12 protein-coding genes are annotated in these 12488 nt (G+C 69.4%); 5 read left to right on the top strand and 7 right to left on the bottom strand.

Annotation, left to right across the window (positions count from 1 at the left end; genetic code table 11):
* Positions 1-4: 4 nt before the first annotated feature.
* Positions 5-1357, top strand: a complete 1353-nt coding sequence (locus ACFYO0_RS22615) for a metallophosphoesterase (protein ID WP_388678757.1) — start codon at positions 5-7, stop codon at positions 1355-1357.
* A 57-nt stretch (positions 1358-1414) separates the two neighbouring features.
* On the opposite strand, the gene ACFYO0_RS22610 is transcribed toward ACFYO0_RS22615, so the two are convergent.
* Positions 1415-2875 carry an ATP-binding protein gene (locus tag ACFYO0_RS22610; protein ID WP_388678755.1) on the bottom strand — a complete coding sequence of 487 codons (1461 nt, stop codon included), beginning with the start codon at positions 2873-2875 and terminating at the stop codon, positions 1415-1417.
* Positions 2872-3561, bottom strand: coding sequence for a response regulator transcription factor (locus ACFYO0_RS22605; protein ID WP_388679464.1), 690 nt, complete (start codon positions 3559-3561; stop codon positions 2872-2874). Before ACFYO0_RS22605 ends, ACFYO0_RS22610 begins: the two co-directional genes overlap by 4 nt.
* 207 nt (positions 3562-3768) lie before the next feature.
* Between ACFYO0_RS22605 and ACFYO0_RS22600 the strand changes: the two genes are divergently transcribed.
* Complete coding sequence (locus ACFYO0_RS22600) at positions 3769-6219, top strand: MMPL family transporter (protein WP_388679462.1); 2451 nt, start codon at positions 3769-3771, stop codon at positions 6217-6219.
* A 226-nt stretch (positions 6220-6445) separates the two neighbouring features.
* Here the strand turns inward: ACFYO0_RS22600 and ACFYO0_RS22595 are convergent, their stop codons facing one another.
* On the bottom strand, positions 6446-7234 hold the full coding sequence (locus ACFYO0_RS22595; protein WP_388678752.1) for a hypothetical protein: 789 nt from the start codon (positions 7232-7234) through the stop codon (positions 6446-6448).
* A 229-nt stretch (positions 7235-7463) separates the two neighbouring features.
* Here ACFYO0_RS22595 and ACFYO0_RS22590 point away from each other — a divergent pair, with 229 nt between their 5' ends.
* The 3 genes from ACFYO0_RS22590 (at position 7464) to ACFYO0_RS22580 (ending at position 8942) form a co-directional block, all read left to right on the top strand.
* A complete protein-coding gene (locus tag ACFYO0_RS22590; protein ID WP_388678749.1) occupies positions 7464-7922 on the top strand; it encodes a TM2 domain-containing protein in 459 nt (152 codons plus the stop codon).
* Positions 7912-8346: a DUF2752 domain-containing protein gene (locus ACFYO0_RS22585; RefSeq protein ID WP_388678747.1), complete on the top strand. Its 435-nt coding sequence runs from the start codon at positions 7912-7914 to the stop codon at positions 8344-8346. The genes ACFYO0_RS22590 and ACFYO0_RS22585 overlap by 11 nt, the downstream gene beginning before the upstream one ends.
* Positions 8347-8672: 326 nt before the next feature.
* Positions 8673-8942: a TM2 domain-containing protein gene (locus ACFYO0_RS22580; protein ID WP_388678744.1), complete on the top strand. Its 270-nt coding sequence runs from the start codon at positions 8673-8675 to the stop codon at positions 8940-8942.
* A 94-nt stretch (positions 8943-9036) separates the two neighbouring features.
* Here ACFYO0_RS22580 and ACFYO0_RS22575 read toward each other — a convergent pair whose 3' ends face one another.
* Genes ACFYO0_RS22575 through sdhC form a run of 4 tightly spaced genes read right to left on the bottom strand, consistent with a single transcriptional unit; the run spans position 9037 to position 12461 of the window.
* Entirely contained in the window at positions 9037-9810 is a 774-nt protein-coding gene (locus ACFYO0_RS22575) for a succinate dehydrogenase iron-sulfur subunit (RefSeq protein WP_388678742.1), read from the bottom strand.
* Positions 9810-11564 (bottom strand): succinate dehydrogenase flavoprotein subunit, encoded by a 1755-nt coding sequence (gene sdhA / locus ACFYO0_RS22570; RefSeq protein ID WP_344391813.1) that lies wholly within the window; start codon positions 11562-11564, stop codon positions 9810-9812. Before sdhA ends, ACFYO0_RS22575 begins: the two co-directional genes overlap by 1 nt.
* A gap of 19 nt (positions 11565-11583) precedes the next feature.
* Positions 11584-12075, bottom strand: coding sequence for a succinate dehydrogenase hydrophobic membrane anchor subunit (locus tag ACFYO0_RS22565; protein ID WP_388678739.1), 492 nt, complete (start codon positions 12073-12075; stop codon positions 11584-11586).
* A 5-nt stretch (positions 12076-12080) separates the two neighbouring features.
* Positions 12081-12461 (bottom strand): succinate dehydrogenase, cytochrome b556 subunit, encoded by a 381-nt coding sequence (sdhC, locus tag ACFYO0_RS22560; RefSeq protein WP_344391811.1) that lies wholly within the window; start codon positions 12459-12461, stop codon positions 12081-12083.
* Between the last annotated feature and the right edge of the window lie 27 nt (positions 12462-12488).

The following is a 12488-nucleotide window of genomic DNA, read 5'->3' as shown; positions in this document are numbered from 1 at the left end:
CCGCGTGGTCATCGTCTTTGTGCTCATCATCCTGCTGGTTCTGGCCCTCTTCGGCGCGGTCCATTGGTACATGTGGCGTCGCCTGGTGCGCGACACGACGACCGGTCCAGGGCTCGCCCGGCGCGTGGGCGCGGCCGTGTTCATCTCCGGGCCGCTCCTCTTCGTCGCGGCGATGACCGCCGAGCGGGGCGGGGCGCCCTTCTGGCTCCAACAGGTGCTGGGATGGCCGGGGTTCCTGTGGCTGGCGATCGTGCTCTATCTTCTGCTCGCGTTGCTCGTGGGAGAGGTCGTACGGCCCCTCGTACGGCGGCTCGTAGAGCGGCGTTCAGCGCTTGAGGCACCCGCGGCACCCGAGGCGGTGAGCGAGCGCGAGCCGGTGGCGGTTGCCGCGCCCGATGCCGTCGTCGGGGCGGGGGCTGGGCAAGCCGGGGCCGGCGCGATGGAGCCCGTTTCCGAGGGCGAGGGCGCCGAGGGCGACGGCACTTCCGACGACGGTTCTGAGGGCGCGGCCACGTCCGGTGACGCCAGTGGGCCCTCCCGGCGTCTCTTCGTCTCCCGTGTGGTCGGTGGCGCCGCTGCCGCCGCGGCGCTGGGCACGGTCGGATACGGGACGTACGGCGTGCTGCGCGGGCCGAAGGTGAAGCGGGTGACCGTGCCGCTGGCCAAACTGCCGCGGAGCGCGCACGGGTTCCGGATCGCTGTGGTCAGCGATATCCACTTGAGCCCCGTGCTCGGGCGTGGGTTCGCTCAGAAGGTCGTCGACACCATCAACTCGACCCAGCCCGACCTCATCGCGGTCGTGGGCGATCTCGTCGACGGCTCCGTGAAGGACCTCGGGCCTGCCGCCGCGCCGCTCGCCCAGCTGAAGGCGCGGCACGGCTCGTACTTCGTCACCGGCAATCACGAGTACCTCTCCGGTGTGGAGCAGTGGGTCGAGCACGTACGCGAACTGGGGATCACGCCCATGGAGAACGTGCGCACGGAGCTGCCCGACTTCGATCTCGCCGGTGTCAACGACGTGTCGGGTGAGGACGAGGGGCAGGGGCCCGACTTCGAGAAGGCGCTCGGCGACCGCGACCGGGCACGCGCGTGCGTGCTGCTCGCCCATCAGCCGGTGCAGATCCACGACGCCGTGGACCACGGCGTGGACCTCCAGCTCTCCGGCCACTCGCACGGCGGCCAGCTCTGGCCCGGCAACTTCGTCGCGGCACTCGCCAACCCGACCGTCGCGGGCCTGGAGCGCTACGGCGACACCCAGTTGTACGTCTCCAGGGGCGCCGGCGCGTGGGGGCCGCCCACGCGGGTGGGCGCACCGTCCGACATCACGGTCGTGGAACTGGCCTCCAGGCAGGCCTGATCGCTCCGGGTTCGGGCTACTGGCAGGCTGGGCTGTCCCGGATCCGGGCTCCCCGCCTCAGCCGCCCGTCCGGCCCGGCAGCGTCACCGTCACCGCCAGCCCCTTGCCCGGAGCGGTCCGGACCGCGACGTCGCCCCCGTGCGCGGTCACCACGCCCTGCACGATCGCCATTCCCAGGCCGCTGCCCGCGCCGCCGCCCGCCCGGAAGAACCGGTCGAAGATCCGCGCCGCGTCTTCCTCCGCGAGCCCCGGCCCTTCGTCCGCGACGCACAGCCGTACGACCCCGTCCTGGCGCTTGAGAGCGAAGGTGGCCGGTACGTCGGCGGGCGTGTGCGTGCGTATGTTCCCGACGAGGTTGCCGAGAACCTGCCGCAGCCCCGACTCGTCGGCCTGGACCAGCAGGGCACCGTCGGCGTCCACGTTGACCGGCCGGTCGGGCTGCTGGGCCCGCAGGTCCTCGGCGGCGTCGCGCACAAGACGGCTCAAGTCGACGTTCTTGAAGCGCAGTTCGGGCTGCTGGTCGAGGCGGGCCAGAGTGAGCAGCTCGTCGACGAGGCGGCCCATACGGTCGGCCTCGCAGTTCATCCGGTCCCAGGCCCGCTTGCGTTGGACCGGATCGCGCAGCATCCCCTTGTCGTACAGCTGGAGATAGCCGCGGATCGCCGACAGCGGCGTACGCAGCTCGTGCGAGGCGTCCGCGACGAAACGGCGCAGCTGGGCCGCGCTGCGCTCGCGCGTGCGGTACGCCGACTCGACCTGGTGCAGCATCGAGTTGAGGGCGATCCGCAACTGCTCGACCTCCTCGGTGGGATGCCGGCTGGAGGGCACCCGGCGGGTCAGATCCCCCTCGGCTATCGCCGACGAGGTCTCCACCATGTCCTCCAGGGGGCGCATCCGGCGCCGCACACTGAGCATCGTCAGTATGCCGAGCAGCGCGAGCAGCAGGGCGCCGACGGTGAAGTCGAGCACGGCCGCCTTGCGGATCACCTCGTGCACGGACGCGGTCGACCTGGCCATCAGCACCGTCGTGCCGCCGGCCAGGGGCGCGGCGATGACCCGGTAGGGGGTGCCGTCCAGTCTGAGGTCGTGCGGTTCCTCGTCGCCGACGAGGGCGGCCGGATCGTCCACCGCCGCGGCGAGCGCGCGCTGGGTTTCGGTGGGCGCGAAGGGGCCGATGGCCGCGGGACGTCCCTGATCGTCCACCGCCACGAAGATGCCGTCCTGCACCCACGAGTCGGCGTCCGCCTTCTTGTCGGAGGGAGTGGGCGAGACCCGGGCGCGTACGGCGGCCAGGGCGCCCAGCGAGTCGACCTGCTCGAGAGTGAGTCTGGAGTTCCCGATCGAGTCGCGGGTCGCCATCAGTTGGGTGTCGACGCTGTCCAGCAGGTAGGTCCGCATGCCCATCAGGCTCCCCGCGGTCGCCACGATGATGCCCAGCGCCAGCATCGCCACGTTCGCCAGCGTCAGCCGGCCGCGCAGTGAATGGCTGCCTTTGCGGCAAAGGCCCCTGATGGTCATGCGAGCCCGTAACCCACGCCGCGGCGGGTCGTGATCACGGGCGCACCGAGGGCGTCGAGCTTGCGCCGCAGATAGCTGATGTACGTCTCCACGACGGTCGATTCGGCCGGGTGCTCGTACTGCCAGACGTGGCGCAGGAGTTGCTCCTTGGGCACGATCCGCCCCTCGTTGCGCACCAGGAAGCGCAGCAGCGCGTACTCCGTCGGCGTGAGCTCCACCGAGCGGCCCGCGCGGTGCACGGAGTACGTCGTCTCGTCCAGCTCCAGGTCGCCGTAGCGCAGGGGCGGGCGTTGGGGGAGGACGTCGGCCGGGCGGGTGCGGCGCAGGACCGCGGTGATCCGGGCGACGACCTCGTCGATGTTGAACGGCTTGGTGATGTAGTCGTCGCCGAAGCCGAGCGCGCCGACGATCTCCGCGGGCGCGTCCCGCGCGGTCAGGAACACCAGCGCCAGGTCTGGCTGGCGCTCGCGCAGTTCGCGGCCCAGCGCCCGCCCGTCGCCGTCCGGCAGCATCACGTCGAGGAGCGCGGCGTCGGGGCGCGTGCGCTCGGCGAGGGTGAGCGCGCCCCGGACGGTGCCCGCCGTCATCACCTCGAAGCGGTGGTAGCGCAGGGCGATGGTCAGGACGTCGGCGATGCTCGGCTCGTCCTCGACGACCAGGACGGTGGCCCCCTCATGCACGCCCATGTCCCCGGTCTCCCCCTCGTGCCCCATGTGAGCGGTCATGTCCCCAGTATCGGCCGGGGCACCGACATCGGGGCCGCCGCGCTCTTTGGAGTTCCTTGAGAGTCATGGCCCTGCCGTGTCCACGACCGCGCCGGGCCGTCAATGCTGAGCCGCAGGACCTGGGGGACCAACCGACCGACAAGTAAGGAGCGTTGAGGCGTGGCGACATTGGCACGCTGGTGCTATCGGCACCGGCTGGTGGTCCTGCTGCTGTGGGTGGGGGCACTGTTCGGCGTGGGCTTCGCGGGTTCCGCTGCGGGCACGGACTACGCGAACAGCTTCTCCCTCCCGAACACGGACTCCACACGCGCGTACAACCTGATGGAGAAGGCCTTCCCGCAGAGCTCGGGCGACACCGACACGGTGGTGTGGAAGGTCGACGACGGAACGGTACGGGACGAGTCCGTACGCTCCCGGATCGAGCCCGCGCTCGAGGAGATCGGGCGGATGGAGGGCGTCGGCGAGGTCAGCAGCCCGTACGCCGCCCAGGGGGCCGCACAGATCAGTGAGAACGGGCGGATCGCCTACGCCCAGGTGACCTTCACCGAGCAGGCGAACTCCGTGCCCAAGGAACTGGTCGAGGACGTCGTCGACACGGCGCAGGACGCCGAACGAGCCGGTCTCCAGGTGGAGCTGGGCGGCCAGGCGATCACCCGAGTCCAGGAGCCGCCCACCGGCATCGCCGAGATGGTCGGCATCGTGGCCGCGGCCGTCGTCCTCTTCATCGCCTTCGGCTCGCTCTTCGCGATGCTGCTGCCGCTCGTCGTCGCGATCGCGGCGCTCGGCACAGGGCTGATGGCGACCTCGCTGCTCAGCCATGTCACCGATGTACCCGAAGTCGCCCCGCTGCTCGGCTCGTTGATCGGCCTCGGCGTCGGTATCGACTACGCGCTGTTCATCGTGACGCGGCACCGGAAGGGCATCCTGCGCGGGATGAAGCCCGAGGAGGCGGCCGTCACGGCCCTCAACACCTCGGGCAGGGCGGTGCTGTTCGCGGGCGGCACGGTGTGCATCGCGCTCGCCGGAATGCTGGTGATGAACATGCGCTTCCTGGACGGCGTGGTCATCGCGACCTCGCTGACGGTCGTCCTGAGCGTCCTGGCCGCGACGACCCTGCTGCCCGCGCTCCTGGGCCTGCTCGGCATGCGCGTCCTCAGCCGCAGGCAGCGGCGCCGGCTCGCCGCCGCGGGACCGGAGTCCGAGGAGGCGAGTGGCCTGGCGGCACGCTGGTCCGCGTTCGTCGAGAGGCGCCCGCGCTCGGTCGCCGTCACGGCGCTGGTCGCGATGGTGCTCCTGGCGCTCCCCGTCCTGTCGCTTCGGCTCGGCGCCACCGACCAGGGCAACCACCGGGAGTCGACGACCACACGACAGGCGTACGACCTGCTCGCCGAGGGCTTCGGGCCCGGCTTCAACGGCCCGCTCCAGGTCGTCGCGGAACGCGGCGACACGGACGCGCTCGTCTCGGCCATCCGCTCCACCGAGGGTGTCGCACAGGTCGCCGCCGCGCCGCCCGCCCAGGGCATCACGGTGATCCAGGTCGTGCCGACCACGTCACCGCAGTCCGAGCAGACTGACCAGCTGATCGACCGGCTGCGGGAGGACGTGATCCCGGAGTCCGGGACCGAGGCCCATGTGGGCGGAGTGACCGCCATCTTCAAGGACTTCGCGTCCGTGACCGGCGACCGGCTGCCGTACTTCGTCGGGGCGATCATCACGCTCGGTTTCCTGCTCCTTCTGGTGGCCTTCCGCTCCCTGGTGGTGCCGCTGACGGCCGCCCTGATGAACCTGATCGCGGCCGCCGCGTCGTTCGGTGTGCTGGTGGCGATCTTCCAGTGGGGCTGGGGTGCGGAACTCCTGGGCCTCGGCAAGGAAGGCCCGATCACCGCCTTCCTGCCGGTGATCATGCTGTCGCTGCTCTTCGGGCTGTCGATGGACTACCAGGTGTTCCTGGTGAGCCGAATGCACGAGGAGTGGGTGCACACCAAGGACAACGCTCGGGCGGTCCGGGTGGGCCTCGCCGAGACCAGCAGGGTCATCAACTGCGCTGCCCTGATCATGATCTGCGTCTTCTCGGCCTTCGTGCTCAGCGGCGACATGGAGGGCGCGATGGCGGGCATCGGGCTGGCCGCGGCGGTCGCGCTCGACGCGTTCGTCCTGCGTACGGCACTGGTGCCGGCCGCGATGCACCTCCTGGGGAACTCCAACTGGTGGCTGCCGGAGGGGCTGGAGAAGCGGCTGCCGCATCTCGCGGTGGAACCGGCGGAGGAGGCCGCCGAAGTCGGCGGGGCCGCAGGGGCTGTCGAAAACGTGCCCCACGCGCGCGTGCCCGACGACAAGGGGCACTCCACGGTGGTCCACGGCTTCGTGCGCGGTGCGGACGGGGGGCCGGTCGAGGGGGCCGTACTGACCCTGCACTCCCAGAGCGGTGGCCTTCGGCTCGACCAGGTGACCTCCCTGGCCGACGGCTCGTACATCGTCTCGGTGCCCGCGCCGGGCCCCTACCTCCTGTCGGCCACGGCGCCCGGGCATGCCGCCCGCGCCCGCTCTGTGACGGTCGGAGAGGGGCCGCTGGTGTACGACGTGGAGCTCGCGGAGGACGAGATGGACGCGGTGAACTGACCGCTGCTCGCCTGCATGACGAAGAGGCCCAAGGCCCTGAGGGCTTGGGCCTCTTCGTCGGATCGGGCAGTGCCTTCGTCATCCCCGGAAGAAGTCCGTGAACGGTTCGCGTACCGCACCGGACTTCGGTAAGTCCGCCCAGCCAGTGGCGCCCTACACCACGACGTGCGCGGCGGAGCGGCGGCAGTCCACCCGATCGAGTGGCCGTTGGCGAAGGGCGCCGTGCTCAGGCCCGGCAGCCGCCCACGCGCCGGGTGCTGAGGGCGATGTCGTCCAGGCGGACGTCGTACGAAGACGGCGCGGGGTCGGACTGGTAGAGCTGCCAGCCCAGCTTCAGCTTGTCGAAGGTCGGGAAGACGAAGTCGTCCTCGGTGCCGCCGTGGTTGTTGGTGGAGACCGTCAGGTCGGGTTGTTCGACGCCGTCCAGGTAGACCGTGACGCGATTGTCCGTGGCGTCCAGGTGGAACTCGACGCAACTCCACTTTCCGGCCGTCGCGGGGGAGGAGGTCTTCCAGGCGGTCCAGTCGCCGGTGGGGCCCAAGTCCGATCCGACGCCCCAGAAGTTGCCCTTGTCGGTGGGGGCGTACTGGCCGCCGAGCGGGCGGACCAGGGTGGGGGAGTCGGAGCCGGAGGCCTCCGCCATGGTCCAGTGGGCCCAGTCGGGGGCCGTGGGGTAGTCGGCCACGCGCAGGCGCATGCGGGCCCAGGCGCTGTTGCCGGGCAGGGTGAGGTCGTCGAGGACCAGGAAGGCGCGGCCGTTGCCTTCGGTGCGGATACGGAGTTCGCGGCCGTGCCCGGTGGTGCTGGGCGCGACGGTCAGCGTGCCTCCTTCCGCGTCGGTGGTCCAGCCGCGGCCCGCGGTGACCGGGCCGAGGGGGAGGCGATCGAAGTTCTCCCGTACGAGCGTGCCGTGCGTGTCGTGCGGGGCGGGGCCTGCTGAGGCCGTGGGGGGTATCGCGAGCAGCATCGCCGCGGCGGCGGCCAGCGCGACGGTGGTCTTCCTCAGGGATGCCATGGGCCCAGTCTGTAACAGGAGTCCCATCAGTCACAGCAACTCGACATGGGCGCACGGAAGTTGAGAGGCCGACGCAGCCACCCGTACAGGCAGGACGTAGCCATTTGTACGGGCAAGTCGCAACCCAGGCTGGCACTTGCCCGGTCCAGCCTGACAACATGACGAGCGGTCGTGTCTATTTTCTCGCGTACCGGGTCAACCGGAGCACCGGAACACAGGAGTCGTCGCCTTGAGTGAGCAGCCCCCGCAGCCCCCGAACCAGCCGCCGGGGTACGGGTATCCGAACGCCAACCCCAATCCTGGTCAGGGGCAGAACCCCTATGCCGGCGGGCAGCAGCAGGGCCCGTACCAGCAGCAGCCCGGCTACGGGTACCCGCAGGGCGGCGGTTACCCGCCGCCCGGTGCCATGCCGCCGCCCGGCATGTACACGGGCGACCCGAACGCCCCGTACGGCTACGACCCCATGGGGCGGCCGTACTCCGACAAGTCGAAGGTCGTCGCCGGAGTACTCCAGCTGACGCTGGGCACGCTGGGCATCGGCCGGTTCTACATCGGCAGCGTGGGCATCGGTATCGCCCAGCTCCTCACGTGCGGCGGCCTCGGCATCTGGGCACTGATCGACGGCATCATCCTGCTGACCGGCAGCAACAACACGGACTCCCAAGGGCGGGTCCTGCGTGGCGGCTGAGTCCGGATCCGCACCCGGATCCGCACCCGGATCCGCACTCGGATCCGTACTGAGGCACCCGGCGACGGCACCGCTTGCCGTGTTCGTCGCCGGTGCCGCCGGTGCCTGCTATCTCTACGGCACCGATCCGCACGAGCCGGGGCATCTGCTGCCCCAGTGCCCCTTCCGTCTCGTCACCGGGCTGCTCTGCCCGGCCTGCGGCGGCACTCGCATGGTGTACGACCTGATGCACGGCCACTTCAGCGCCGCGTGGCACGACAACCGGGTCCTGCTGCTGGCCTCGCCTTTCGCGCTGGCCCTGCTGGGCCGGTGGGCCATCGAGGGCCTGCGCGGCCGACGGTGGCGGCCCGAACTCGGCCGCGTGGCCCAGGCGCTGGTGCTGGTCGTGGCGGTTGCGTGGACTGTGGTCCGCAACCTTCACTGAGTGCTCCGCCGACATGTCGGTTCCAAGCTGCGGGCCCGTCGTGGATGGTCGCGCCCACGCGGCGGAGCCGGCAAATTGACACAGCCCCGCGCCGCTGAAGGTCGCGGCGACGCACCGGACTTCGGCAAGTGTCAAGTTGAGTTTCGGTCAACGGGTCACGGAATCGATACGATCACCTGACCTCTCTCGTCCCGCTTCCTTCCGCCCTCTAGGCTTCATGATCCGCAGGGGGGATGAGCGCATGCGTGCAGTTTGTCGCGGGTTTCCTCCGGCGACCGCTCGGAACATTCCGTTCCTCAATCCTCTGTACGCCAGGAGCAACTCGCATGTCTGTCCCCGTCCCCACCCCTGACGCCCCGTTCGGCTACGACCCCCAGGGCCGCCCGTACTCCGACAAGTCCAAGGTCATCGCGGGCGTCCTCCAGCTCTTCCTGGGCACGCTGGGCATCGGCCGCTTCTACGTCGGTTCCGTCGGCGTGGGCGTCGCTCAGCTCCTCACCTGCGGTGGCCTGGGCTTCTGGGCTCTGATCGACGCGATCCTGTTCTTCACGAGCAACGACCGCACCGACAAGCAGGGCCGCGTGCTGCGAGGCTGACACCCGCTCACAGCCCGCAGTGCGCCGAGGGCCCCGTCTCCCAGTGGGAGACGGGGCCCTCGTGTGAGTGCCGAGCAGGCGAACTCGGCAGAACTCAGTAGCGGCGCGTGATCAGCGCCCGCTTCACTTCCTGGATCGCTTTGGTGACCTCGATACCGCGCGGACAGGCGTCCGTGCAGTTGAACGTCGTGCGGCAACGCCACACACCGTCCTTGTCGTTGAGGATCTCCAGCCGCTGCTCACCGGCCTCGTCACGCGAGTCGAAGATGAAGCGGTGGGCGTTGACGATGGCGGCCGGGCCGAAGTACTGGCCGTCGTTCCAGAACACCGGGCACGAGGACGTGCAGGCGGCGCACAGGATGCACTTCGTCGTGTCGTCGAAGCGCTCACGGTCCTCGGCGGACTGCAGACGCTCACGCGTCGGCTCGTTCGTGTCCTTCGTGATCAGGAAGGGCATCACGTCGCGGTACGCCTGGAAGAACGGCTCCATGTCCACGACCAGGTCCTTCAGGACCGTGAGGCCCTTTATGGGCTCGACCGTGATGGGCTTCTCGGGGCTGATGTCCTTGATCAGCGTCTTGCACGCCAGGCGGTTCTTGCCGTTGATCCGCATGGCGTCCGAGCCGCAGATGCCGTGCGCGCAGGAACGGCGGAACGTCAGCGTCCCGTCGATGTCCCACTTGATCTTGTGCAGCGCGTCGAGGACGCGCTCCTTCGGGTCGATCTCGACCTGGAAGTCCTCCCAGGTCGCCTCCGCGGAGACCTCCGAGTTGAAGCGCCGGATCCGGAAGGTGACCGTGATGTACGGGGAGTCGGCGAAGCCCGGCTCGGGCTTGGCGTCTTCCTTGTCGAGGGTCGGGGTTGCCATCAGTACTTACGCTCCATCGGCTGGTAGCGGGTCTGGACGACCGGCTTGTAGTCGAGCCGGATCGACTCGGTGCCGTCGTCGCCCACCGCGCGGTACGCCATGGTGTGGCGCATGAAGTTGACGTCGTCGCGGTTCGGGTAGTCCTCGCGGTAGTGACCGCCGCGCGACTCCTTGCGGGCCAGCGCGGAGACGGCCATGACCTCGGCGAGGTCGAGCAGGTTGCCCAGCTCGATGGCCTCCAGGAGATCGGTGTTGAACCGCTTGCCCTTGTCCTGGACCGAGACGTTCTTGAAGCGGGCACGCAGCTCGGCGAGCTTCTCGACCGCCGTCTTGATGGTCTGCTCCGTACGGAACACCATCACGTTGGCGTCCATGGTCTCCTGGAGCTCGCGGCGCAGCTCGGACACGCGCTCGGTGCCGGTCGAGTCGCGCAGCATCTCGACCTGACCGATCACGAACTCCGCCGGGTTCTCCGGCAGTTCGACGTACTCGGCCTTCGAGGAGTACTCGGCCGCGGCGATCCCGGCCCGCTTGCCGAACACGTTGATGTCGAGCAGCGAGTTGGTGCCCAGCCGGTTCGCGCCGTGCACCGACACGCAGGCGACCTCACCGGCCGCGTACAGACCCGGCACGACCGTGGTGTTGTCGAGCAGCACCTCACCCTCGACGTTCGTCGGGATGCCGCCCATCGCGTAGTGCGCGGTGGGCTGGATCGGGATCGGGTCGGTGTACGGCTCGATGCCCAGGTACGTACGCGCGAACTCGGTGATGTCCGGGAGCTTGGCGTCCAGCTGCTCCGGCGGGAGGTGCGTGAGGTCGAGGTAGACGTGGTCGCCCTCGGGGCCGCAGCCACGGCCCTCGCGGATCTCCGTGTAGATGGACCGCGAGACGACGTCGCGCGAGGCGAGGTCCTTCATGACCGGCGCGTACTTCTCCATGAAGCGCTCGCCGTCCTTGTTGCGCAGGATGCCGCCCTCACCACGGGCGCCCTCCGTCAGCAGGATGCCCATGCGCCAGATGCCGGTCGGGTGGAACTGGAAGAACTCCATGTCCTCCAGCGGGATGCCCCGCCGGTACACGGCCGCCTGGCCGTCACCGGTCAGCGTGTGGGCGTTCGACGTCACCTTGAAGAACTTGCCGCAGCCACCGGACGCGTAGACCACGGCCTTCGCCTGGAAGATGTGGATCTCGCCGGTCGCCAGCTCGTACGCGACCACACCCGCCGACTTCTTGACGCCGTCGACCTCGGTGATCAGCTGGTCGAGGACGTAGAACTCGTTGAAGAACTCCACGCCCTCCTTCACGCAGTTCTGGTACAGCGTCTGGAGGATCATGTGGCCGGTGCGGTCGGCCGCGTAGCAGGACCGGCGGACCGGGGCCTCGCCGTGGTTACGGGAGTGACCGCCGAAGCGGCGCTGGTCGATCGTCCCGCCGGGCGTCCGGTTGAACGGCAGGCCCATCTTCTCCAGGTCGAGGACCGAGTCGATGGCCTCCTTCGCCAGGATCTCGGCGGCGTCCTGGTCGACCAGGTAGTCACCGCCCTTGACCGTGTCGAAGGTGTGCCACTCCCAGTTGTCCTCCTCCACGTTCGCCAACGCGGCGGCCATACCGCCCTGCGCGGCGCCCGTGTGGGAGCGGGTCGGGTAGAGCTTCGTCAGCACCGCGGTCCGGCTGCGCTTCGTCGACTCGATGGCGGCGCGCATGCCGGCGCCACCCGCGCCGACGATGACGGTGTCGTACTTGTGGATCTTCATGAGTCTCGTAGCCCCGGATCTAGCGGATGTTCGGGTCGAAGGTGAAGATCACCAGCGTGCCCAGCAGGATGGTGAACACCGTGGCGGTGTAGAGCAGGCCCTTGAGCCACAGCCGGGTGTTCGGCCGCTCCGCGTAGTCGTTGATGACCGTACGCAGGCCGTTGGCGCCGTGCAGCATCGCCAGCCACAGCATGGCGAGGTCCCAGGTCTGCCACCAGGGGGAGGCCCAGCGGCCGGCCACGAAAGCGAAGCCGATCTTGGAGACGCCGCCGTCGAGGACGAGCTGGATCAGCAGGTGGCCGATGACCAGGACGACCAGGACGATGCCGGACAGCCGCATGAACAGCCATGCGGCCATCTCGAAGTTGCCACGGGTCGACTTCGGGGTCTTCTTGGTGCGTTGCCGCGGCGCCTCGATGTAGGGCGCCGGGTTGTCGACGCTGTACGCCAGCTCGCCTGCGCCCTCGATGGGGCCGATGCCGGAGGCGGCGGACTTCTCAGTAGTGGACATCAGGCTCAGCTCCCGAGGACTTCGCGGACGGCGTGGCCGAGAACCGGGTACAGCGCCCCGATCATCAGCACGACCCAGACACCGACGACCGTCCAGAGCATCTGCTTCTGGTAGCGCGGGCCCTTGGACCAGAAGTCGACGGCGATGACCCGCAGACCGTTGAGCGCGTGAAAGAGGATCGCGGCGACGAGGCCGTACTCCAGCAGCGCGACGATCGGCGTCTTGTAGGTGGCTACGACGTTGTCGTAGTCCTCGGGGGAGACACGGACGAGAGCGGTGTCCAGCACGTGTACGAACAGGAAGAAGAAGATGAGGACGCCGGTGACTCGATGAGCCACCCAGGACCACATTCCTTCCCGGCCGCGGTACAGCGTTCCAGCCGGCACGGAAGTTCCTCCGGGAGCGGGGATTGG

Origin of the sequence: Streptomyces sp. NPDC006365, from assembly GCF_042870755.1 — a bacterium.
GTDB classification, from domain to species: Bacteria; Actinomycetota; Actinomycetes; order Streptomycetales; family Streptomycetaceae; genus Streptomyces; species Streptomyces xiangluensis.
This window is presented reverse-complemented; position numbering and strand designations above follow the sequence as displayed.